At 73.5% G+C, this 23,600-nt stretch carries 17 protein-coding genes; 12 read left to right on the plus strand and 5 right to left on the minus strand.

Annotation, left to right across the window (positions count from 1 at the left end; translation table 11 throughout):
• Nucleotides 1-173: 173 nt before the first annotated feature.
• Together ACGFS9_RS25060 and gmd are read right to left on the minus strand one after the other, a co-directional pair.
• A complete protein-coding gene (locus tag ACGFS9_RS25060) occupies nt 174-2,897 on the minus strand; it encodes a LamG-like jellyroll fold domain-containing protein (protein WP_393256339.1) in 2,724 nt (907 codons plus the stop codon).
• A gap of 255 nt (nt 2,898-3,152) precedes the next feature.
• The gene (gmd, locus tag ACGFS9_RS25065) at nt 3,153-4,166 is read right to left on the minus strand and encodes a GDP-mannose 4,6-dehydratase (protein ID WP_393256341.1); all 1,014 of its coding nucleotides are present in this window, start codon (nt 4,164-4,166) and stop codon (nt 3,153-3,155) included.
• Between the two features lie 152 nt (nt 4,167-4,318).
• On the opposite strand from gmd, the gene ACGFS9_RS25070 reads away from it, so the two are divergent.
• Nucleotides 4,319-5,263, plus strand: a complete 945-nt coding sequence (locus ACGFS9_RS25070) for a GDP-L-fucose synthase family protein (protein WP_393256343.1) — start codon at nt 4,319-4,321, stop codon at nt 5,261-5,263.
• A 71-nt stretch (nt 5,264-5,334) separates the two neighbouring features.
• Here ACGFS9_RS25070 and ACGFS9_RS25075 read toward each other — a convergent pair whose 3' ends face one another.
• A complete protein-coding gene (locus ACGFS9_RS25075) occupies nt 5,335-6,738 on the minus strand; it encodes an exopolysaccharide biosynthesis polyprenyl glycosylphosphotransferase (protein WP_393256345.1) in 1,404 nt (467 codons plus the stop codon).
• A gap of 565 nt (nt 6,739-7,303) precedes the next feature.
• Here ACGFS9_RS25075 and ACGFS9_RS25080 point away from each other — a divergent pair.
• The 9 genes from ACGFS9_RS25080 to ACGFS9_RS25120 all read left to right on the plus strand — a co-directional run bounded on the left by ACGFS9_RS25080 (nt 7,304) and on the right by ACGFS9_RS25120 (nt 17,327).
• Complete coding sequence (locus ACGFS9_RS25080; RefSeq protein WP_393256347.1) at nt 7,304-8,263, plus strand: LCP family protein; 960 nt, start codon at nt 7,304-7,306, stop codon at nt 8,261-8,263.
• A gap of 115 nt (nt 8,264-8,378) precedes the next feature.
• Nucleotides 8,379-9,887, plus strand: coding sequence for a glycoside hydrolase family 71 protein (locus ACGFS9_RS25085; RefSeq protein ID WP_393256348.1), 1,509 nt, complete (start codon nt 8,379-8,381; stop codon nt 9,885-9,887).
• 449 nt (nt 9,888-10,336) lie between these two features.
• The gene (locus ACGFS9_RS25090; RefSeq protein ID WP_393256350.1) at nt 10,337-10,978 is read left to right on the plus strand and encodes a superoxide dismutase; all 642 of its coding nucleotides are present in this window, start codon (nt 10,337-10,339) and stop codon (nt 10,976-10,978) included.
• A gap of 446 nt (nt 10,979-11,424) precedes the next feature.
• Complete coding sequence (locus ACGFS9_RS25095) at nt 11,425-11,931, plus strand: hypothetical protein (RefSeq protein WP_393256457.1); 507 nt, start codon at nt 11,425-11,427, stop codon at nt 11,929-11,931.
• 353 nt (nt 11,932-12,284) lie between these two features.
• Nucleotides 12,285-13,703 carry a hypothetical protein gene (locus ACGFS9_RS25100; protein WP_393256352.1) on the plus strand — a complete coding sequence of 473 codons (1,419 nt, stop codon included), beginning with the start codon at nt 12,285-12,287 and terminating at the stop codon, nt 13,701-13,703.
• A gap of 671 nt (nt 13,704-14,374) precedes the next feature.
• The gene (locus ACGFS9_RS25105) at nt 14,375-14,764 is read left to right on the plus strand and encodes a cell division protein SepF (RefSeq protein ID WP_393256353.1); all 390 of its coding nucleotides are present in this window, start codon (nt 14,375-14,377) and stop codon (nt 14,762-14,764) included.
• A 384-nt stretch (nt 14,765-15,148) separates the two neighbouring features.
• Nucleotides 15,149-16,306 (plus strand): AAA family ATPase, encoded by a 1,158-nt coding sequence (locus tag ACGFS9_RS25110; protein ID WP_393256355.1) that lies wholly within the window; start codon nt 15,149-15,151, stop codon nt 16,304-16,306.
• Nucleotides 16,303-16,635 carry a nucleotide pyrophosphohydrolase gene (locus ACGFS9_RS25115; protein WP_393256357.1) on the plus strand — a complete coding sequence of 111 codons (333 nt, stop codon included), beginning with the start codon at nt 16,303-16,305 and terminating at the stop codon, nt 16,633-16,635. The genes ACGFS9_RS25110 and ACGFS9_RS25115 overlap by 4 nt, the downstream gene beginning before the upstream one ends.
• Before the next feature lie 212 nt (nt 16,636-16,847).
• Complete coding sequence (locus tag ACGFS9_RS25120; RefSeq protein ID WP_393256359.1) at nt 16,848-17,327, plus strand: DUF6099 family protein; 480 nt, start codon at nt 16,848-16,850, stop codon at nt 17,325-17,327.
• A gap of 105 nt (nt 17,328-17,432) precedes the next feature.
• Here ACGFS9_RS25120 and ACGFS9_RS25125 read toward each other — a convergent pair whose 3' ends face one another.
• Nucleotides 17,433-17,597: a hypothetical protein gene (locus ACGFS9_RS25125; RefSeq protein WP_393256361.1), complete on the minus strand. Its 165-nt coding sequence runs from the start codon at nt 17,595-17,597 to the stop codon at nt 17,433-17,435.
• 301 nt (nt 17,598-17,898) lie between these two features.
• A complete protein-coding gene (locus ACGFS9_RS25130; protein WP_393256362.1) occupies nt 17,899-18,822 on the minus strand; it encodes an LLM class F420-dependent oxidoreductase in 924 nt (307 codons plus the stop codon).
• Between the two features lie 508 nt (nt 18,823-19,330).
• Between ACGFS9_RS25130 and ACGFS9_RS25135 the strand changes: the two genes are divergently transcribed.
• On the plus strand, nt 19,331-20,803 hold the full coding sequence (locus tag ACGFS9_RS25135; protein ID WP_393256364.1) for a 3' terminal RNA ribose 2'-O-methyltransferase Hen1: 1,473 nt from the start codon (nt 19,331-19,333) through the stop codon (nt 20,801-20,803).
• Nucleotides 20,800-23,343: a polynucleotide kinase-phosphatase gene (locus tag ACGFS9_RS25140; RefSeq protein WP_393256366.1), complete on the plus strand. Its 2,544-nt coding sequence runs from the start codon at nt 20,800-20,802 to the stop codon at nt 23,341-23,343. Before ACGFS9_RS25135 ends, ACGFS9_RS25140 begins: the two co-directional genes overlap by 4 nt.
• Nucleotides 23,344-23,600: the final 257 nt, after the last annotated feature.

Below are 23,600 nucleotides of genomic sequence, written 5' to 3' on the forward strand. Positions count from 1 at the left end.
GGTGGGCGTGGGGGGGGGGTTTACCGCCGGTGGGGGGGTGTGGTGGGGGGGGGGGGGGGGGGGGGGGGGGGGGGGCCGGCCGGGGGGGGGGGGGGGGGGGGGGGGGGGGGGGGGGGGGGGGCCCCCGCCCCCACCCCGCCCCCCCCCCCCCGCCCACGGGAACGCCGTGAGGGTTACGGCGCCCCGAAGGTCAGCACCAGCTGCGGGGTGTTCTCCGCCGCCGACGCCTCGCTGGACCACAGCCACAGCGCGTCCGTCCCGGTGCTCGTGAGCGCCAGGTCGTATGCGCCACCCAGGGCGGGGGAGAGCGCCGAGGTGTCGAGCGCGGCCGAGTAGACCGTCGACAGGTCGGTGGCCCCGCTCAGGGTGCCCACCGACGTCGCGGAGACGGTGGGACGGGTGGAGTACGTCGTCCCGGCCGCCGTCCAGCTGCCGGTGACCGGCCGCACGGCGATGTCGTCCGTGCTGCCCGCACTGCTCAGCGTGGTCGTCTTCACCGCCAGCCGCGCGCTCTTGAGCACGGTTCCGGCCGGGGCCGCCGGCAGGTCGAAGCGCAGGTACGACTCGTAGGCCGAGCTGCCGCGCACCGCCAGCGAGCTGGAAGAGCCGTAGGTGGCGCTCGGAGCACCGGCGTTGACGTACGTGTCGTCCGTGGCGCGGACGGTCTGCACGCTGTCCGCCGGAGCCGAGGCCAGGGTGAAGTGGCTCTGCACCTGGGCCGCGCTCAGCACCGACGGGTAGATGGCCGTCTCGTCGATCTGGCCGGCGAAGTAGTTGCTGGACGGCTGGTTCGGCCACCCGTTCAGGTTGTCGCCGCCGACGTGCCAGTAGCCGCTGTAGGACTGGCTGTTGGACTCGTTGAGCGTGCCCACCTGGGCACCGTCCACGTACAGCGCCATCCCGGAGGAACCCTGGGTGGCGACGACGTGGTGCCAGGAGCCGTTGTTGTAGCTCGCGGGCGTGGTGATGGTGCGGGCCGTGCCCGTCCACACGCCGAAGACCAGCCGGCCGTCGTTGCGCATGTAGACGTGCTTGTCGTAGTTGCCGCTGGCTCGCGTGGTGTTGTTGCCGAAGCCGACGAGCTTGCCGCCGCGGGTGGTCGTCGTCTTGAACCAGGTCTCGATCGAGTACTGGCTCGGCACGGTGGTCCGCTTGTCGCTGTAGACGATCTGGTCGGTGCCGTCGAACCCGATCGCGGTGGAGGGACCGGTCACGGCCGCCGGGGTCTGGCGCAGCGAGGGCCCGTTGACGTGGATGCCGCTCTGGTCGCCGGACGAGGTGTCGCCGACGAACGGCGTGCCGGACTCGTCGTAGCGCCAGTAGAGGTCGGCGCCGTCGTCGAGCACCTTGGCCGGGTACTTCTGGGCGGACGTCGGCACCGTCACCGTGGCCGTCGCGGACAGCCCCGAGGCGTTGCCCGCGCCGTCGGTCGCGGTCACCCGGTAGCTGTACGTCGAACCGGGGTTCACGTCGGTGTCGGTGAACGACAGCTGCGGGCGCGACCACTCGACCGAGTCGCCGTCGACCGTGTACACCGGTGTGGAGCCGCCGTTGCGGTACACCTTGTACGTCAGCTTGGTGTCGTCCGTGTCCAGGCTGGAGCGCCAGCGCACGTGCGTCTCCGTGGGCTTCACCGACTCCGCGCCCACCGCGGGAACCGTCGGGGCGCCGACGTCCGGGCTCGACGCGAAGCGCGTGAGGCCCTGGGCAGCCGCACCGTTGACGGTGGTGAACTCGCCGCCGACCCACATGTACTTGTTGCCGCCGGTCTCGGAGACGGCCATCGCGCGCGGGCCGATGCCCTCGCCCAGACCGTCGTTGGTGTCCGGGAACCAGCCCAGCTTGTTGGTGCCGGAGGTCGGCTCGGCCAGCAGGTGGTGACGGCGCCCGTCGGGGAACTCCCCGACGCTGGAGCAGTCGTGCGCGTGCGAGGCGCTGTACACCACGTCCTGGTAGGACTTGACGGCCTGGGTGGCACCCAGGCAGGTGTCCCGCCAGCGCTGGTTCAGCGTGTTGAGGTCGACGGCGATACGGCCGTCGAAGACGCCGCCGCCGGTCCCCTCGTTGCCGGTGTAGAAGCCGGTGGCGTCCGTGTCGAGACCCTTGACCACCGAGTTGTTCTCGATGAAGCCGGGGTAGGTGCGGACGTTGGCACCCGTGCCGGAGTCGACGACGGCCAGCGCGTGCGAGCTCGCTCCGTTGACGGTGAAGAAGTCGCCGCCGAGGATCACCTTGCTGCCGTCCGGGGTGACCGCGACGGCTCGGCCGGGCTCGTCCACGTCGGCCTGGAAGGACTTGACGGCGCCGCTCGTGGCGTCCACCGCCGCGTACCGCGCGTGCGGGTCTCCGCCGACCGAGGTGAAGTCGCCGCCCAGGTAGACGGTGTCGTCCGTGACGGCGAGGGCCCGCACGGTGGCGGGGACGCTCGGGTGGAAGTCGGCCTTGGGCGTGCAGGTGGCGATGTCGATCGCGGCGAGGCTGCTCACCTGCGTGCCGTTGACGGCACCGAAGTAACCGCCGGCGTAGAGCGTCTTCTTGTCCGGGGACACGGCGAGCGCGCGGACGGTCGCGCTGCCGCTGCCGACCGTGAAGGACAGGGTGCAGGACGTGGGGTTGCCGGTCGCCGCGTTCAGCGCGACGAAGTTCACCGCGTTCTGCGCGGTGCCGCTGCCCCCCTCGGGCGGGCGCACCTGCGAGAAGGTGCCGCCGGCGAAGACCGTGCCGCCCGCCTCCGCCAGCGCCCACACGATGCCGTTGGTCTGCCACGTCGGCAGGTCGTCGGCGGTGAAGGCGACCGGCGCGGTGAGCGCTGCGGCCGGTTGCGGCAGGGCCACCAGGCCCAGACCTGCCGCGGTGGAAAGGACGAGGGCGGCGCTGAGCCCTCTGGATCTGTGCATGAACCCCCCGGCTTCCGGGCCCGTTCGCGGACCCATTGCCTCGGCGTGCCCGGCGGTGTTTCCCCTGATCCGCCCGGGCCGCGTGAACTGTTTGCTCGCGAACCATACGAGTACATGACACCCCATGGAACGCACTTGACTCATCTGGTGGGAAATTTCGACGTGTTCACGGCGAACCCGTGGCGTCCGTCGGAACTCGCCCAACACACCCGGCCGTCCGCCCGGACGGCCGGAGTCCGTTGCGGCCGGCCGCCGTCAGCGGTCGATGCGCACGGCGGCTCCCGCGAGTTGACGCTCCACCTGCCGCACGTCGGCGTCGACCATGATCCGCGCCAGTTCCTCGACCAGGACCTGCGGCTTCCAGTCCAGCAGCCGCTGGGCCTTGGAGGCGTCGCCGATCAGCGCGTCCACCTCGCTGGGGCGCTCGTACTTGGGGTCGTAGCGCACGTGCTCGTTCCAGTCGAGCCCGGCGTGGGCGAAGGCCGTCTCCACGAACTGCCGGACGGTCGCGGGGACTCCGGTGGCGACCACGTAGTCCGTGGGCTCGTCGTGCTGGAGCATCCGCCACATCGCCTCGACGTACTCCGGCGCGTAGCCCCAGTCGCGGACCGCGTCGAGGTTGCCCAGGTAGAGTCGGTCCTGGAGGCCGGCCTTGATGCGGGCCACCGCCCGGGTGATCTTGCGGGTCACGAACGTCTCGCCGCGCCGCGGCGACTCGTGGTTGAACAGGATGCCGTTGACCGCGAACATCCCGTACGCCTCGCGGTAGTTGACGGTCGTCCAGTAGCCGAACACCTTCGCCGCGCCGTACGGGCTGCGCGGGTGGAAGGGAGTGTCCTCGTTCTGCGGGGGCGGGGTCGAGCCGAACATCTCGGAGGACGACGCCTGGTAGATGCGCGTCTCCACCCCGCTCGCACGGATCGCCTCCAGCAGCCGCAGCGCGCCCAGACCGGTCACGTCACCGGTGTAGAGCGGGGCGTCGAAGGAGACCCGCACATGCGACTGCGCGCCCAGGTTGTACACCTCGTCGGGCTGTATCTCGCGCAGCAGGTTCACCAGCGCCACCCCGTCGGAGAGGTCGGCGTGGTGCAGCACGAAGTGCCGCTCGGCCTCCTGGGGGCCCTGGTAGATGTGGTCGACCCGCTCGGTGTTGAAGCTGGACGACCGCCGCACCAGGCCGTGCACCCGGTAGCCCTTCGACAGCAGCAGCTCCGCCAGGTACGAGCCGTCCTGCCCGGTCACGCCGGTGATCAGCGCGGTCTTGGTCATGCGGTGTTCCCCTCCCTGCCGGACCCGCCCCGCGGGCGGCTCCGGTCCGTGCGCCCGCGGTGCGCGGGTCGCATGTCGTGAACTACAGGAAATATCGCCTGAGTTGCCGGTACGGCAGTTCCGGCCGCCCGCGGCCTGGCATGATCCGGCCTATGACCGCATCGCTGCTGCCCGAACGCGCCCGTGTCTTCGTCGCCGGCCACCGTGGCCTGGTGGGCTCCGCCGTGGCCCGCCGGCTCACCGCCGACGGGCACGAGGTGCTCACCCGCACCCGCGCCGAACTCGACCTGCGCGACGCCGCGGGCACCGCGGCGTACCTGGCCGACCTGCGACCCGACGCCGTGGTGCTCGCCGCCGCCAAGGTCGGCGGGATCATGGCCAACAGCACCCAGCCGGTGCAGTTCCTGGAGGAGAACCTCCGGATCCAGCTCAGCGTGATAGCCGGCGCCCACGCCGCCGGCGTGGGCCGGCTGCTCTTCCTGGGGTCGTCGTGCATCTACCCGAAGCACGCTCCGCAGCCCATCGCCGAGGACGCCCTGCTCACCGGACCGCTGGAGCCCACCAACGAGGCGTACGCCCTCGCGAAGATCGCCGGCATCGTCCAGGTGCAGTCCTACCGCCGCCAGTACGGCGCCTCCTACATCAGCGCCATGCCGACCAATCTCTACGGACCGGGCGACAACTTCGACCTGGAGACCTCGCACGTCCTGCCCGCCCTGATCCGCCGCTTCCACGAGGCCGCGGCCGACGGGCGGGAGGAGGTCGTGCTGTGGGGCAGCGGCACCCCGCGCCGGGAGTTCCTGCACGTGGACGACCTCGCCGCGGCCTGCGCCCTGCTGCTGCGCTCCTACGACGGCGACGAGCCGGTGAACGTCGGCTGCGGCAGCGACCTCACCATCCGCGAACTCGCCGCGACGGTCGCCGAGGTGACCGGCTTCACCGGCCGGATCGGCTGGGACACCAGCCGCCCCGACGGCACTCCGCGGAAGCTGCTCGACATCTCCCGGCTCGCGGACCTCGGATGGAAGCCGGCCGTCCCGCTGCGGGACGGGATCGCCGCCACCTACGCCCACTGGCGCGACGGCCTCGGCGGCTGACGGGCCCGACCGGTCGCCGGACCCCGGCGCGCGCCGCGCGCCGGGGAACTGTGCTCTCACGGGCGGCCCTCTCAGTACGCCCCGCGGCCGTCGACGACGGCGCGGAAGGTGCGGGCCATGACGTCGACGTCACTGGTGAAGGACCAGTTGTCGACATAGCTGAGATCCAGCTGAACCGTTTCGTCCCAGGACAGGTCCGAGCGCCCGCTGATCTGCCACAGCCCGGTCATCCCCGGCCGCACGCTGAGCCGGCGCCATTCCACCGGCGTGTAGTGCGCCACCTCGTCGGCGAGCGGCGGACGCGGCCCGACCAGGGACATGTCCCCCTTGAGGACGTTCACGAGCTGAGGCAGTTCGTCCAGCGAGGTGCGCCGCAGCCAGTGGCCGACCCGGGTGACCCGCGGGTCCCGGCGCATCTTGAACATGAGCCCGTCGTTCTCGTTCTCCGCGGCCAGTTCGGCCTTCAGCCGGTCGGAGCCGACCCGCATGGTGCGGAACTTCCACATCACGAAGGCCCGGCCCGACCGGCCGATGCGTTCGTGCAGGTACAGCACCGGTCCGCGGGACGACAGCTTCACCGCGCCCGCCACCAGCAGCAGCACCGGCGTCAGGACGAGCAGCCCGAGCAGCGCGACGCCGCGGTCCAGTGCCCCCTTGAGCAGCGGCTGCATGCCCTCCCGGACCGGAGGCGCGACGCGCAGCAGTGACATCCCGCCCGCCGAGCCGGTCTCCAGCCGCTTGACGGAGACCTCCACCAGGCCGGGTGCGACGAAGAGTTCGACGCCGGCGTCGTGCAGCCCCCAGGAGAGCCGGCGCAGCCGCTCGCCGGAGGTCGCCGCGCCCGGTACGACCAGCACCAGGTCGGCGCCGAGCCGGTGCACGGCGCTGATCACCAGGTTGGCGTCCTCGGCCGGAGCCTCCGGCGCGGTGGCGGAGAGCCGCTCCCAGGTGCGGATGCCCGAGTCGAAGGGGCCCGGGCCGACCGGTACGGCGCCCACCGCGACATAGGGGTGGTCGGTGCGTGCGGCGAGATGCGCGGTGACCCCGGCCGCGGCGGCGGGCTCGCCCACCACCAGGACCTTGATCACCGCCTGGGCGTTGCGCCGCACGGCGGCGAGGTGACGGTGCACCGCCTTGCGGCACACCAGCGTCAGCAGCAGGGCCGGCAGCAGGGCCAGCAGGCAGAGCGGCGCCCGGAGCCGGATGCCGGCCGAGGCGTGCACCACGGCGAGAACGCCGAGCAGGATGAACCAGTCGTGCAGCACCGGCAGGGCGCCGCGGCTCTCCCCGATGGTGCGGGCGGCGTACCGCGAACGGAACAACTGGACGCCCGCCCACGCCAGTCCGGCCACGATGCCGCTCGGCACCGGCCACGGCTGTCGCGTGGCGGAGAACATGACGGTGACCGGTACGCCCGCGCCGACGAGGTCGGTGATCAGCGACGCGGGAAGATACCAACGGGACTTGCGTCCCATCCAAACGGAAGAGCGCGCCCGCGAGCGCGCTTTGCGTGATCTGTCGGATTCAGTGGCCTGAACATCCCACATGTACCCCCCCAGGCACATTCGGCTGCACGAGTCGCCGGATGTCGCGAACGCTCTTTCGTCGAACATGCGGCACGACGGTGAACAGTACGGCAAACTTGTGTACGCATGTGAGCGTTTACGTGAACGTCACCGAGAAGTGCCGAGCCGTACGAAATCGCTCTCCGCGGCGGCCCGTTGACCACGCGCGGTGCCGAACATCCGGAAACCCGTACGATGTTCGAACGTGCTGGCTACAGTGTGCGCCCGGTGCGGAAGGGGCCGTACCGGGGTGATGTGGGGGTGGGCGATGGGGGACAGGGACACGGCCGAGGCCGATGCGACGGGCCGGGCCACCGGGGTGGGCCGGCATGACGGCGCGTCCGGAGCCGGCCCGGACGTATCCGGCCCGGTGAGCGACGAGGGTCGCCCGGGCGGCACCGGAGCGACGGAGGACGATGCTCCGGCGGACGCGGCGCGGGCTCCGCGGCGTCCCCGCAGGAGCCGCACCAGGCGGGTGCTCCTCGGGGCGGCCGTGCTGTTCGCGGTGGCCCTGCTCCTCATGGGCGGCACGGCCTGGTGGGCCGTCGACCACTACACCGGGAAGGTCGACCGCATCTCGGGTGTCTTCCCGAAGGTGCCCGTGGCGGACCGGCCCGCCGCCTCCGACGGCGGCCAGACGTTCCTGCTCGTCGGCGTCGACAGCCGCTCCGACCTGCCCACCACCGGCCGCGACGCCAAGGCTCCCGAGTGGAAGTACGGCGCCCAGCGCAGCGACACGATGATGCTGGTCCACCTTCCGGCGGACCACTCCGGCGCCTATGTCGTCTCGCTGCCCCGCGACGCGTGGGTGGACATCCCCGGACACGGCAAGGCGAAGCTCAACGCCTCCTTCTCGTGGGGCGGTCCGCCGCTGCTCATCGACACCGTCCAGCGGCTCACCGAGGTACGGATCGACCACCTGGCGGTCATCGACTGGGACGGCTTCAAGAAGCTCACCGACTCCGTGGGCGGCGTGGACCTCGTCGTGGACGGCGCCTCCCGCCACATGAACGGCACCGAGGCCCTCACCTACGTGCGTGAGCGCCACCACCTCGCCCGCGGCGACTTCGACCGGACGCACCGTCAGCAGTACTTCCTGCGCACCCTGCTGGCGAAGGTCATGCGCCCCTCCACGTTCCGCAACCCGGTCAAGGCCGGCGAGGTGCTGGACGATCTGACGGCCGCCGTCAGCGTCGACGACCGCCTCGGCGACGGGGACCTGCGCGACCTGCTGTGGGACAACAAGAAGGTCCGGCCCGGGAACATGGTCTTCATGAACGCCCCCGCCAAGGGCACCGACATGATCTCCGGGCAGTCCGTGGTCCTGCTCGACCAGACCTCCGGCGGCGACCTGTGGCGGGCGATGCGCGAGGACTCCCTCGACGTCTACCTCCAGTCCCACGACGTGGACCGGCTCGGCGCCACCACCTCCTGACCGCACCGCGATGATCACGCACGGTCGCCCGTCCTGTGACGGAACGTCACCCGACGGGCCGCTCGTGCAGTAGAGTTCGGCCACGGTGGCCCATCGGCGTCCGCGGAGGACACCCATGACGGATCAGCCCGCACGTCTCACGCGCCAGCACCGCAGGCCGCCCGGCAGGCGGCGGCGCACCGCGCTCGGAGCGGTCTTCGGCCTGCTCCTCCTCGGCGTCGTCGCGGGCACCGGGCTCGCCCTCGACCGCGAGGACCGCACCGCCGACGCCGGACGGGCGAGCACCACGGCCCTGCCCTTCGACCTGCCCTCCACCGCGGCCCTGCGGTCCGGCCCCCACATGGTCTTCGCGCACTACTTCACCCCGTACCCGCTCTCCCTGGACAACCAGCCCGCCTCCCGCGACTACTACACCCGCAACTACCTCACCCCGCAGGGGGAGCAGGGCAAGCACGCGGCCTACGGGGGGCTGCTGCGCGACCGGCCCGAGCCCGTCGCACCGTCCAAGGGCGACTGGCAACTCGCCAACCTGGAAAGGGAGGTGAGGACCGCCCGGGACGCCGGCATCGACGGCTTCACCGTCGACCTCCTGTCCCTGACCGGCCCCAACCGCGAGCGGGTCGACCTGCTGCTGCGGGCCGCGCACCGGGTCGACCCCGGGTTCCGGATCGTGCTGATGCCGGACATGACGTCACTGCACACCGATCCGCGCACGCTCGCCGACGAGTTGGCCCGGCTCGCCGCTGCCCCGGCCGCCTACCGGCTGGCCGACGGACGTCTCGTGGTCTCCCCGTTCAAGGCCGAGGCCCAGGATCCGGCCTGGTGGAGCCGGGTCACCTCGCGACTGCGCTCGCACGGCATCGACACCGCACTCGTCCCGGTCTTCCTGGACTTCCGCGCCAACGCCGAACGCTTCGCCCCGATCAGCCACGCGTTCTCCTCCTGGGGCAACCGCAGTTTCGCCAGCCAGGGCAACGTCCCCGGGGACATCCGGCTCGCGCACTCCCTCGGCAAGAAGTGGATGCAGGCCGTGTCCGTCCAGGACGCCCGGCCCAACCAGGCCGTCTACGACGAGGCGGGCAACACCGCCACCCTGCGGTCGACCTGGAACCACGCCATCTCCGACGGTGCGGACTGGGTGCAGCTCACCACCTGGAACGACTACTCCGAGGGCAGCCAGTTCGCTCCCTCGCTGCACAACGGCCACACCTACCTCGACATCTCCTCGTACTACCTCACGCGCTTCAAGACGGGCGCCTGGCCGCGGATCGTGCGCGACACCGTGTACGTCACCTCCCGCGTCCAGTTCTCCGGCAGCGGCGCGGCGCAGCAGGCCCGGCTGATGCGGCCGCGCGCCGGCACCGCCGCCCCGCGGGACCAGGTCGAGCTGCTCACCTTCCTCACCGCGCCCGCGTCGGTCTCCGCCCGTGTGGGCAGCGTGCCGCACTCCTACCGCGCCCCGGTCGGGGTCGACGCCCACCAGCTGCCGCTCAGCCCCGGGTTCACGCAGGTCGTCGCCCGCCGCTCCGGCGACACGGCGGCGGCCGTCACGACCCGCTACCCGGCCCGGCGCACGGCGACGGTGCAGGACCTCCAGTACTACGGGGTCTCCAGCGGGAGGTGACCTCGCGTCCCGGGCGGTGCCTCACGGTCCGGGCGAGTGACGGCGCGGCCCCGCCCCGTCGGTGAGGTGCCCGGGCCGTCCCGGGGCGGATCGCCTCCGCCACCCGCCGGTGGTGGAGGGAACCGTGCGCCCGCGCCCGCACACCCGGGTCGGGCCGCCGTCCCGGGCGGCCCGACCCGGGCGCGGGGTCCCGTCGTCGTCGGGCAACTCGGCGCCGGGCGGGCCCCGCTCGCTCCCGCCGCCCACCTCCGGTCGCTGATCTCCCGCCCGCCGTCCCGCTCCCACCGCCTTCCGCCGGGCCGTGGCCCCGAGGGCTGCGCGAACCCCGCATCCACACCTGCCCGGTGCTGTCCCGAAGCGGTCCGTCGGCGCCCCTCCTGATGCACGGTCCCTGTTACTGCTAGCGTGCACCTGCACATTGGTTGCAATAACAGCGGAGGATGTTGGACATGGCGGTGTACACGCTCCCGGAGCTTCCCTACGACTACGCGGCGCTGGAACCGGTCATCGACCCCCAGATCGTCGAACTCCACCACGACAAGCACCACGCGGCGTACGTGAAGGGCGCGAACGACACGCTGGAGCAGCTCGCGGAGGCGCGGGACAAGGAGGCGTGGGGCTCGATCAACGGTCTGGAGAAGAACCTGGCCTTCCACCTCTCCGGGCACATCCTGCACAGCATCTACTGGCACAACATGACGGGCGACGGAGGTGGCGAGCCGCTGGCGGCGGACGGCGTGGGCGACCTCGCGGACGCCATCACGGAGTCCTTCGGCTCCTTCGCCCGCTTCAAGGCCCAGCTGACCAAGGCCGCCGCGACGACCCAGGGCTCCGGCTGGGGTGTCCTCGCCCACGAGCCGCTGAGCGGCCGTCTGATCGTCGAGCAGGTCTACGACCACCAGGGCAACGTGGGTCAGGGGTCGACCCCGATCCTGGTCTTCGACGCCTGGGAGCACGCCTTCTACCTCCAGTACAAGAACCAGAAGGTCGACTTCATCGAGGCGATGTGGGCGGTCGTGAACTGGCAGGACGTGGCCCGGCGCCACGCCGCCGCCAAGGAGCGCGGCGACCGCCTCCTGCTCGCGCCGTGACGCCGTGACGCCGTGATCCCGGGGCACCTGCACGGCCCGGCGGTGCCCCGGCGCCGTGCGGGTGCCCCGGCGGGGGGTCCTCCCCGCCCGCGGCGTGACGCAGGCGGCGGCACCTGACGAGTCCGGCCGGGCACGGTCCGGAGCGCCATGCCGGGCCGGGCCCGGGGGAACAGGTCTCCCGGCCAGGGCGAGAGCAGGGACCGGGAGGAGGGGCACGGGGAATCCGGTCGCGCCCGGGCCGTGGCGGGGTCCGTCACCCGATCGGGGGCGCCCCCGTGGCGCGTGGGGGAGTCGCGGCGGACGCTCGAATTCCCCGGACGCCTCCCGCGCCGGGGCGGCCAGCGGCCGACAGCGCAACGAGGTGGTCGAGCATGAGCCAGGACGCTTCGCAGCCCCCGACCCCGCCGCCCGGCGGCGGCACCGGATCCCAGCCGAGCGGCGGCGACATGCCGCTGTGGGGCGACCAGTGGTCCGGGGCGGCACCCGCCGCGGGCGGATACGGGCCGCCCCCGTCGGGCGACAGCGCCTGGGCGTCAGGCGGCGTCACGTTCGCCGGCGTGCTCCTGCTGGTGAACGGCTTCCTCAACATCCTTCAGGGCATCTCCGCGATCGCCAAGGACAACGTGTACGCGCGCGTGGACGACTACGTCTACCGCATCAACCTCACCGGCTGGGGCTGGATCCTGCTCATCGTCGGTGTGATCGCGGCCGTCGTCGGCGCGGGCATTCTGAAGGGTGCCGCGTGGGCCCGGATCACCGGCATCGCGCTGGCCTCGGTGAGCATGCTGTTCCACTTCATGTTCCTGCCGTACGCGCCGGTCTGGTCGGTCATCATGATCGCGATCGACATCTTCGTGATCTGGGCGCTCGCCACCTACCGGCCGCGTGGCGACGAGCCCGCCGCCCGCCCGCAGCCCTCGGCGCAGGCGCCGCGCCGGCCGCAGACGCACTGAACCACCCCGTGTGAGTCCCCCCGCGCCGCCCGGGGCCGTCTCGACGGCGCAACGAGGGCCGCGCCCCGGCCGGGGCGAACCCCCCGTCCACCGCCGGCCTGCGGCCCCGCAGGCCGGCGGTGGACGGGGAGTGGGCGGAGGGGCGGGCCCGACCGCACCCCAGGGAGCGAGACCGGCGACGGACCGGGCGGCAGGGGACCGGGACCGGACGGCAGCGGACCGAGCGGAACGAGATGCGCCATGGATGACACGACCGACCGGACGACCGCCGGTCAACGGTCCGCGCGGCCGGGCGAACCGCTCGCGGCGCCACGGCGCCCGCCGCTGCGGGCGACAGCCCCGAAGGAGGCGAAGTGAACGGCGACGACTCCCGGGAGCTGTCCGAACTGCGTGCCCGAGTAGCGGAGTTGGAGCGACGCCGGCCGCCCGTCCACCGGCACCGGGTACGCTCGTCCTTCGCTGTCCTGCTGATCCTCGTCGCGGCCGTCCTCACCCCGCTGAGCGCCGTCGCCGCCTGGTCCAGCGACCTGATCGGCGACACCGACCGCTACGTGGCGACCATGAAGCCGCTGGCCTCCGACCCCGACGTGCAGAACGCCGTCGCCGACCGGGTGACCACGGCCGTCATGCAGCACGTCGACATCGAGTCGCTGCTCACCTCCGTCGCTCCGGCCGACCGGCCCCGGCTGACCAAGCTCCTCGGCCCGCTCAGCGGCCCGATCACCAGCGGCCTCACCGACTTCGTGCACAGCACGGCCGAGCGGTTCGTCAGCAGCGACGCCTTCGCCACCCTGTGGACCGACCTCAACCGGACGGCCCACGCCTCGGTCGACAAGGCGCTGACCGGGCGAGGCGGGGGAGCCGTCAAGCTGACCGACGACGCCGTCGTCATCGACCTCGCGCCGGTCATCGACCGGGTCAAACAGGCCCTTGTCGACAGGGGACTCGGCCTCGCGGCGAAGATCCCCGAGGTGCACACGAACTTCACGGTCATGACGTCGGACTCCATCGGCAAGGCGAAGAAGTTCTACCGCCTGCTGCAGATCGTCGGGTTCTGGCTGCCGGTGCTCACCCTCCTCCTGGCCGCCGGGGGTGTGCTGCTCGCCGTCCGCAGGCGCCGTGCCCTCGTCACCGCCGCGCTGGCCGTGGCCGCCGGGGCAGCCGTCCTCGGCATCGCCCTGTGGATCTTCCGCGGCATCTATCTCGACAGCCTCCCCTCGGCGGTCTCCCAGCCCGCGGCCGGGTCGGTCTTCGACACCCTGGTGCGCTATCTGCGCACGACGGTCCGCATGGTGATCACCCTCGGCGTCATCGTGGCCCTGGCCGCCTGGCTCACCGGCAGCGGCCGGGCCGCCACCCGCGTGCTGGCCGCCTGGCGGGGCGGCATCGGCGCCGTCCGCGACGCCGCCGGCCCCGACCTGGGAGCGGTCGGTGCCTGGGTGCACCGGGCCAAGACCTGGCTGAACTGGACGGTCGTCGCCGTCGCCGCCGCCACCCTGATCGTCTGGAACTACCCGACGGCCGCCGTCACCGTCTGGATCGCGGTCGTGGCCCTCCTGGCGCTGGCCGTCGTCGAGTTCCTCGACGACGACGGGACCCCGCACCTGGATCGGGCCGCCGGGGACGGCGGCCCGACCGGCGGCGGAGGCCCGGCCGGTGGTGCGGGTGCGGGGGGCGGCACGCCCGCACCGACCGCCGCGGACGCCGGCGGCGGACCCGGTGGCGGCCGCGCGGGGGCCGCGGGTGGCGCCGCCGCGGTCGACATCACCTGACCGTCCCCGGCTCCTCCCCGCGCGCCGCAGCCGCACGCCGGCGCCCCCGCCCCGCAGCCCGCCCGGTGGCGAAGCCGGCGGGCTCGGGGGCCGGACGGCGCGGGCCCCCGCCGGCCGTCGCGGCGCCGAGGCGGTCCCGCGAGACGGCACGACGGGGCTGTCCCCGGTCCCGTCGCGTCGGCTTCGCCCGAGCCGGTCAGGCGCCGGGCACGCCTATCTGCCGCCGGGTGGTCGACGTCTCCCGGGCCGGTGCCCCGGCCGCCTCCGGCCGCACCGGTACGCGACCACCGCGTCGCCGCCGCGCTCGGCGACCGCCCCACACGACCGCCGAGCCGGTGCCACCGGGCTGCCGCCCGCGGCGAACGCGGCGCCCTCGCGTCGTGAGCGGCCCGCTGCCCGATCCGGCACGGTCCCAGGGCTTCGGCGTCGCCGATTGCCGCGGCTTCGCCGCCGCCGCGGTCGCGGAAGCGGCGAGCCGGTGAACGGACGGGCGGCGAGGGGGAGTTACCGCATGCGCCGCGTCGAAGGGACAGGGCCCGCGGTGCGGAGGTACCGGGGCCCGGTGGTCGCCGACCGGGTCGCGGACCGTGTCGCTGTTGAGCCGAACGGGTGACCATGCGTAAGAATTGCCCGGTGCAGACTACGAGTGCGAGCCAGGACGGGGTGGGGCGATGAACAGCCACGACGTCACCGATGAACAGTGGAGAGGGCTCGCCCAGGTCGTTCCGCTGCGTGGCCGGGACGCCTGGCCCTCCTCGGTCGGCCACCGGTCGATCCCCGAGGCCCCGACCGAGGCACGGCGCCGATTCGTGGTCCTGAGGGTCAACATCTTCGCCGACGCACGGGACGTGGCGGAGACCCTGATGGCCGGCATCCCGGTGCTGCTCGACCTGACCGGCGCGGAGGGCGACGTCGCCAAGCGGGTCCTCGACTTCAGCACGGGCGTGGTGTTCGGCCTGGCGAGCGGAATGCACCGGGTGGACCGGAACGTGTTCCTGCTGACCCCGCCGGGGACCGAGGTCTCCGGCCTGATGGAGCAGGCCGGGGTCCCCGGGATCTGACGCCGCGCCTGCCGGGCCGGGGGCGATCGGGGGCCGGCGCTTTCCGGCGGGACCGGTGACCGTGCTCCCGGCGCCTCCCCGTGAACGGTCCTCCCGGGCGGTGCGGTTCCGCTGCGGTGCCGCCACTCGCGAACCGCTTTCCCTGCGGGCCCGGTGGCACCCGGAGGGGCCTGCCCGTCGGCTGCCGTGCCGCCCGCCGCGGCCGGCCGCCGGGCCCGTGCCGTCCCGCCGCTGCCGAGCCGCCCGCACCCCCGCCGCGCCATCCCGCGCCCGCCCGAACGATCCGGCGGACCCGCCCCGCCCGAGGGTGGATTCGTCCCCCGATCGTAGGAAGCTTCCCGTAGCGGAACGGTTCGTCCCACGGCGGAGCCGTACCGTCCGCATATGACCCTGTCCACGCCGGAAGCGCCCACGGTGGCGCAGGCGCGCCCCGACCGTCCGGGCCTCACCGAGCTGCGGCTCGCCGCCTTCGCCACGCATCGCCGCGTCCGCTTCCCCCTCGGACCGCTCACCCTCCTCACCGGCCCCAGCGGAAGCGGCAAGACAGCCGCGCTCCGGGCCTACGAGGCGCTCGCCCGGCTCGGCGGGGGCGCCGAACTGCGGGAGGTGTTCCCCGACCCCGTCGCCTGCGTGCCCGAGCGGGCCCGGCCCGACGCGCAGCGCCGCCGCGGCTTCCGCATCGGCTGCACGGTCGACGGCCCGCAAGGCCCGGTCCGCCTCGACCTCGCCGTCCAGGCGGAACCCGAACTGCGCATCGTGGGGGAGCGGTTGTCGGCCGGCGGGCGCACCCTGCTGGAGACCGCGCTGCGCGACCCGGGCCGCCCGTCCGTCCAGGCAGCCTGGCACACCGGAGGCACCTCCGCCGTGACCCGCGGACCGCTGCCCGACGACCGGCTCGGCACCGCGCTGCTGCCGCTGCGCGTGGCGGGCCGCACCGAGGGCGAGCGCCGGGTCCTCGCCGCCGCCGAGCAGACGGTGCTCGCCCTGCGCTCCGTGTACGCCTGTGACCCGGGCGCGTCCGCCATGCGGGTCACCGCCACGCCCGGGACGGGCAGGCTCCTGCGGAGCTGCGGGAACCTCGCGGAGGTGCTGTGGCGCACCCGCTCCGAATGCCCCCACCGGTACGCGCACCTGGTCACCGCCGTGCGGGCCGGCTGCGCCGGGACCGTCACCGACGTACTGGCCGAGGTGGGTGCGGACGGCCGGGTGCGCGGACTCCTCGACCGCGGCGACGGCGTCCGCACGCCGATGGAACTACTCGGCGACGGCGAGCTGCGGTATCTCGCGCTGGCCCTGGTGCTGCTCACCGGACCGGGGGTCCTGGAGGTCGATCCGGCGGGCGAGGTGCCCGCCGCGTACCAGTCGTTGACGGTCCTCGCCGACGGTCTCGACCGCGGGCTGGACGCGCGGCAGGCCGGCGAACTGGTGCGGCTGGCGGAGCGGATGTGCGAACGCGGTCACATCCGGCTGGTGGCGGCGCTGAGCGGCGCCGTCCCGGAGTTCGCCGCCGCGGGCGCGACGGTGGTAGACCTGACGCCGTGAGCGAACTGGACGTGGCGACGCTGCAGCGCAGACTGGCCGACTTCGCGGCGGCCCGGAACTGGCAGCCCTTCCACACCCCCAAGAACCTCGTCGCGGCGCTGAGCGTGGAGGCGTCCGAACTGGTGGAGATCTTCCAGTGGTCGACCCCGGAGGAGTCGGCCCGGGTGATGGACGACCCGGATCGCGCGCACCGCGTGCGCGACGAGGTCGCCGACGTCCTCGCCTATCTCCTCCAGCTGTGCGAGGTGCTGGACATCGACCCGCTCGCGGCGCTCGACGCGAAGATCGACCGCAACGAGCTGAGGTTTCCCGCGCCCGGCGGCTCCTGAGCCCCCGCCCTCTCCCGCCGGCGGAGGCGTGGGGCGCCGACGCACCGCAGGAATGTCACTCTCCGGAGTCGTTGAGATGTCAACTCTCCTGAGTGTGTCCACAGATTTCGGGCTTCCTCTGGCTTTTCGTCTCAACCGACCTCACTCTGGGTAGTGAACCAGTGAGTTCGGGCGGACGCGTGCGAGCGCGTCGCGACAGACGGGGGCAGCGCATGGAAGCGGTGCGGCTCATCGTGACGAGCAGACGGGCCCTGGCGGAGAGCGGGGACACTCCGGAGGTGATGGCGGAGGCGTGGCAGGCGCATTCCCTGGCGCAGGCGATCGGCAGCAGGTTCGCGGTCTCCGGGCCCCCCGAACTCCGGGGCGAGGCACTGGGGCTGACCGAGCTGGCGGGCCGCGGCTGTGGCGTCCTCGGCGCTCCGGCGCTCGGTGCGGGTGCCTTACGGGCCGCCCGGCTCACCGAGCTGGGCGACCCGCGTGAGGCGCTGATGTGCCTCGGCGGCCTGCTGGGGGAGGTGGGCATGGCGCTGGTCGCCGTCGCCTGCGCCGCGGACGACGAGGGGACCTACTGGCAGTGCATGGAGGCGATCGACGCGGCGGACGAGTCCCGGGACCGCGTCCTGGAGATGCTCCGGCGCCTGGCGGTGCGGGACGAGAAGCGCGTGGTGGAGAAGGGGTCGGCCACCGGGTAGCCGCGTGGCCCCGCCCGGTTCCCGTGCCGTGCGCCGCCCGCCACCGCCGGACGGCGCTCGCGCGGTGACGGGGCGGGCCCCCGTCACGGAAGTCCGGTGGGTCGGTCAGGCGCGTTCGGGCTGGCCCGCGGGCGCGGACCGCGGTGCCGAGAGGTCCGCGTCCAGTTGCGACAGGTCCGCGTTCAGGGCCGCCATCAACTCCTCCATCTGCTGGAGCAGCCCCTTCGGCGGGGCGGGCGTGCCCTGCGCGGGCACGGTTTCCTGGGTCACGACGGCCTCCTCGGCCCCCGTGATGGAGGGCCGCTGACGAGGGTGTCGCCTCCGGCGACCGCCGGTGACGGGTGCCGGGCGGTCCGGCTCCGCCCGAGCCAACGATCACCGTCCGGCCGGGACACTGGCGCGGCCCCGTGCAGCACTCCGGGGTGACGGATTTTCACCCGCTCGTGGCGGAGTACGTCGACGTCGGGGCGCGGATTCCCGCACGGGCGACCGGGATTGACCTCTTTCGCCGCGGTCCGGCCGGACGGCGACCGCCGTCGGGGGCCGGACCACGAGGCCGGCCCAGCCGGTGTCAGTCGAGGGCCGGCATCACCTCGGACGCGATCAACTCCAGGTGGTCCAGGTCGTCGAGGTCGAGGATCTGGAGGTACATGCGCTGCGAGCCGACCGCCTGGTACCGGGCGATCCGCTCGACGACCTCCGCCGGTGAGCCCGCGAGTCCGTTCGCCTTCAACTCCTCCACGTCGCGGCCGATCGCGTCCGCCCGCCGCTTCACCTCGCCGTCGGTGCGGCCGACGCAGGCCACGAGGGCGTTGGAGTAGACGAGGTCCTCGGGCGCGCGGCCCGCCTGCCGCACCGCGGCCCGCACCCGGCCGAACTGCTGCTCCGAGTCCGCGACGGACGCGAACGGGATGTTGAACTCGTCGGCGTGCCGCGCCGCGAGCGCCGGGGTCCGCCTGGCCCCGTGCCCGCCGACCAGGACGGGCACCCTGGCCTGCACGGGCTTGGGCAGCGCGGGAGAGTCCTTCAGCTGGTAGTAGGTGCCGTCGAAGGTGAACCGCTCGCCGACGGGTGTGCTCCACAGCCCCGTGACGACGGCGAGTTGCTCCTCCAGGCGCCCGAACTTCTCCTTGGGGAAGGGGATTCCGTAGGCCGTGTGCTCGGCCTCGTACCAGCCGGCCCCCAGGCCGAGCTCCACGCGGCCGCCCGACATCTGGTCGACCTGCGCGACCTGGATGGCGAGGACGCCGGGCAGCCGGAAGGTGCCGGCCGTCATCAGGGTGCCCAGGCGGATGGTGCTCGTCTCGCGGGCGATGCCGGCCAGGGTGATCCAGGCGTCCGTGGGGCCCGGAAGGCCGTCGGCGGAGCCCATGTGCAGATAGTGGTCGGACCGGAAGAAGGCTCCGTAGCCGAGGTCTTCGGCGGCCTTGGCTACGCGGAGCAGCGTGTCGTAGGTCGCGCCCTGCTGCGGTTCGGTGAAGACTCGAAGATCCATGTAGTCATCATGCACCGGCCGCCGGGAGCGTTCCGCGCCGAACCGCTGGCCCCGCCCGGTGATCGCGTCGGCCGGGCGGTGCCCGCCCTCCGTGGCGGAGGCCGGCCCGCTCCCACGGGCGGCCGGAGCGCGCGACCCGCCCGCCACCGGCACCCTCCTGGGGAGGCGGCGGGACGGCGAGACCCGGGAAACGTGGCCACCGCTCGGTGGCGGCCACCGCCGCCGGTGCCCCCACCGACCGCTCGGCCGCGGGAAATAATCCTGGCGCCCACCTGGGGCTTCGGCGGTAGGTTGAGAGGAGCGCGCCGCGTTACGGCGTCTCTTTCCGTGGCCTCCCCGGTGCGGCGCGGCTCCGTGCCGCGGGCCGGAGGGGGGCGGGAGCGACGCCCGCAGGGCGCGCTCGCCCATCGCCGCGCGACCGGACGATGCCCGGGCGGAGCGCCTCGCGCGCCGACCCGCCCGCAGGCCCCGGTTCCGCGGCTCGGAAGACGTTTCGAGGCAGACGACAGTGTTCCTGACGATCAGCACCACCGGCACCCCGGACAGCCCGGCGACCGACCTCGGCTTCCTGCTGCACAAGCATCCCGACCACGCGCAGCGCTTCTCCACGGCCCACGGCACCGCCCACGTCCTCTACCCCGAGGCGACGGCCGAGCGGTGCACGGCCGCTCTGCTGCTGGAGGTCGACGCCGTGGCGCTCGTCCGGCGCGGCAAGGGCAAGGGACGCGGCGGCGCGCCCGACACCGCACTCGCGCAGTACGTCAACGACCGCCCGTACGCGGCCTCCTCGCTGCTCGCCGTCGCGCTCAGCGCCGTCTTCTCCACCGCGATGAAGGGCCAGTGCCGAGCCCGGCCCGAGCTTCCGCCGGCGGCCCGCCCGCTGCGGATCTCCGTGCCGGCGCTGCCCGCCCGCGGCGGCGCCGACCTCGTCCGCGCGCTCTTCGAACCGCTCGGCTGGACCGTGACGGCCGAGGCCGTGCCGCTGGACGAGACGTTCCCGGAGTGGGGCGATTCCCGTTACCTGCGGCTGGAGTTGGCATCGGAGCGGCTGACGCTCGCCGAGGCGCTGCGCCACCTCTACGTCCTCCTCCCCGTCCTCGACGACACCAAGCACTACTGGGTGGCACCGGACGAGGTCGACAAGCTGCTGCGCGCGGGCGAGGGCTGGCTGCCCGGCCACCCCGAGCACAAGCTGATCACCAGCCGCTTCCTGTCCCGGCGCTGGTCCCTGACCCGGGAGGCCCTGGACCGGCTCGAACTCGTCCGCCTGGCCGAGACCGACGACACCGACGTGGAGGAGATCGACAACGCGGTCGACGAGGAGAGCGACACCGAGGAGAAGCCGGTACCGCTCGCCGTGCTCCGCCGGGAGGCCATCCTCGCCGCGCTGCACGCGTCCGGCGCCCGCCGGGTCCTCGACCTCGGCTGCGGACAGGGCCAGTTGGTGCAGGCGCTGCTCAAGGACGTCCGCTACACCGAGATCGTCGGCGTGGACGTGTCGGTCCGCGCCCTCGCCATCGCGGCCCGCCGGCTCAAGCTGGACCGCATGGGTGAGCGGCAGGCCGCGCGCGTCCGCCTCGTCCAGGGCTCGCTCTCCTACACCGACCGCCGGCTGAAGGGGTACGACGCGGCCGTGCTCAGCGAGGTCGTCGAGCACCTCGACCCGCCCCGGCTGCCCGCCCTGGAGTACGCCGTGTTCGGCGCCGCGCGACCCGGGACGGTCCTCGTCACCACCCCGAACGTCGAGTACAACGTCCGCTGGGAGACCCTCCCGGCCGGGCACAGCCGGCACGGCGACCACCGCTTCGAGTGGACCCGCGAGGAATTCCGTGCGTGGTCCCGCGCCGTCGCCGAACGGCACGGCTACACGGTGGAGTTCACCCCCGTCGGGCTCGACGACCCCGAGGTCGGCCCGCCCACCCAGATGGCCGTGTTCACCCTGGACCGAGCCACCCCGACCGCGAAGGAGGAGGCGGCATGAACGACCGGACCCACCAGGGGCGTGTCCTGCCCGTCACCGACCTCTCCCTCGTGGTGCTGGTCGGCGCGTCGGGTTCCGGCAAGTCGACGTTCGCCCGGCGCCACTTCACGCCCACCGAGGTCATCTCCAGCGACTTCTGCCGCGGACTGGTCGCCGACGACGAGAACGACCAGAGCGCCAGCGGCGACGCCTTCGACGTCCTGCACTACATCGCGGGCAAGCGGCTCGCGGCCGGTCGCCGCACGGTCGTCGACGCGACCAGCGTGCAGCAGGACAGCCGCAGGCAGCTGATCGAACTCGCCCGCCGGCACGACGTGCTGCCCATCGCGATCGTCCTCGACGTGCCCGAGGAGGTGTGCGCCGCGCGCAACGCCACGCGCACCGACCGGGCCACGATGCCGCGCCGCGTCATCCAGCGGCACATCCGCGAACTGCGGCGGTCCATAAAGCAGTTGGAGCGTGAGGGCTTCCGCAAGGTGCACGTCCTGCGCGGCGTGGCCGACGTGGAGAACGCGTCGGTGGTGACCGAGCGGCGCTTCAACGACCTGACCCACCTGACCGGCCCCTTCGACATCATCGGCGACGTCCACGGCTGCGCCCGTGAACTGGAGACCCTGCTCGGCAGGCTCGGCTACGTCGACGGCGTGCACCCCGAGGGCCGCACCGCCGTCTTCGTGGGCGACCTCGTCGACCGCGGACCCGACACCCCGGGCGTGCTGCGCCGCGTGATGTCCATGGTCGGTTCGGGCGACGCCCTGTGCGTGCCCGGCAACCACGAGAACAAGCTCGGCCGCCACCTCAAGGGCCGCAGGGTCCAGCCCACCCACGGACTCGCCGAGACCATCGAACAGCTCGACGCGCAGAGCGAGGAGTTCCGCGCCTCGGTAAGGGAGTTCGTCGACGGACTCGTCAGCCACTACGTCCTCGACGGCGGCCGGCTCGTGGTCTGCCACGCCGGCCTGCCCGAGAAGTACCACGGCCGCACCTCGGGCCGGGTGCGCTCGCACGCCCTGTACGGCGACACCACCGGCGAGACCGACGAGTTCGGCCTGCCGGTGCGCTACCCGTGGGCCGAGGACTACCGGGGCCGCGCCGCCGTGGTCTACGGCCACACCCCCGTGCCCACCGCCACCTGGCTGAACAACACGATCTGCCTGGACACCGGAGCCGTCTTCGGCGGCAAGCTGACCGCGCTGCGCTGGCCCGAGCGCGAACTCGTCGACGTACCGGCGGAGCGGGTCTGGTACGAGCCGGCCAGGCCGCTGGCCACCGAGGCGCCGGGCGGCCACGAGGGCCGGCCGCTGGACCTGGCGGACGTCCAGGGCCGCCGGACGGTCGAGACCCGGCACGCGGGACGGGTGGCGGTCCGCGAGGAGAACGCGGCGGCGGCCCTGGAGGTCATGAGCCGGTTCGCCGTGGACCCGCGCCTGCTCCCGTACCTGCCGCCGACGATGGCGCCGACGGCGACCTCGCACGTCGAGGGCTTCCTGGAGCACCCGGCCGAGGCCTTCGCCCAGTACGGCCGGGACGGGGTCGAACGGGTCGTGTGCGAGGAGAAGCACATGGGCTCCCGGGCGGTGGCCCTGGTCTGCCGGGACGCGGACGCGGCCCGCGAACGGTTCGGCGTGGACGGCCCCACCGGGTCCCTGTACACCCGCACGGGCCGGCCCTTCTTCGACGACGACGCCGTCACCGAGCAGATCCTCGGCCGGGTGCGCGACGCCGCGACCGAGGCGGGACTCTGGGCCGAACTGGACACCGACTGGATGCTGCTGGACGCGGAGCTGATGCCGTGGTCGCTGAAGGCGTCCGGGCTGCTGCGCACGCAGTACGCCGCCGTCGGAGCGGCGTCCGCGGCCGTGTTCCCGGGAGCGCTGTCGGCGCTCGACGGAGCCGCGGCCCGCGGGATCGACGTGGCGGACCTGCTCACGCGGCAGCGTGAACGAGCCGCCGACGCCACTGCGTTCACCGACGCCTACCGGCGCTACTGCTGGACCACGGACGGCCTCGACGGCGTCCGTCTCGCGCCCTTCCAGATCCTCGCGGTCCGCGGGCGGAGTCTCGCCGGACTGCCGCACGACGCCCAACTGGCCCTGATCGACCGGCTCGTGGAGCACGACGGCAGCGGTCTGCTGCAGACCACCCGGCGGCTCTTCGTCGACACCGGCGACCCGGAGTCGGTGCGGTCCGGGGTCGACTGGTGGCTGGAGATGACCGGCCGCGGCGGCGAGGGCATGGTCGTGAAGCCGGTCGGCGCGGTGGTGCGCGACGAGCAGGGCCGGCTGGTACAGCCCGGCGTCAAGTGCCGGGGCCGCGAGTACCTGAGGATCATCTACGGCCCGGAGTACACCCGCCCGGAGAACCTCGCCCGCCTGCGGGGCCGCTTCCTCAACCACAAGCGGTCGCTGGCCCTGCGCGAGTACGCCCTGGGCCTGGAGGCTCTGGACCGGCTGGCGGAGGGCGAGCCGCTCTGGCGCGTCCACGAGGCGGTCTTCGCGACCCTCTCGCTGGAGTCCGAGCCCGTCGACCCTCGCCTCTAGCCGCGCGGGCACGGCGACCGCGGGCGGCTCCCGCGACCGGCAGGAGCCACCCGGCTCGCCTGCCCGACGGCCCGACGGCCCGACGGGCGGCAGAGCCGAGCGGGGCCCCACCGCCGGCCGCACGAAGCCCCGCCGGCTTGTCGCGCCGGGGGCCGGCGGAGGCGGCGGGAAACCGGCGCGGGCGACGCCCCCGCGCGACGGTCGCACCGCTCCGAGCCGCCCCGGAGAGGGGGACCCGGCCCGGAGGAGGGAGCCGG

This window comes from Streptomyces sp. NPDC048566 (assembly GCF_043199735.1).
Classification (GTDB): Bacteria; Actinomycetota; Actinomycetes; order Streptomycetales; family Streptomycetaceae; genus Streptomyces.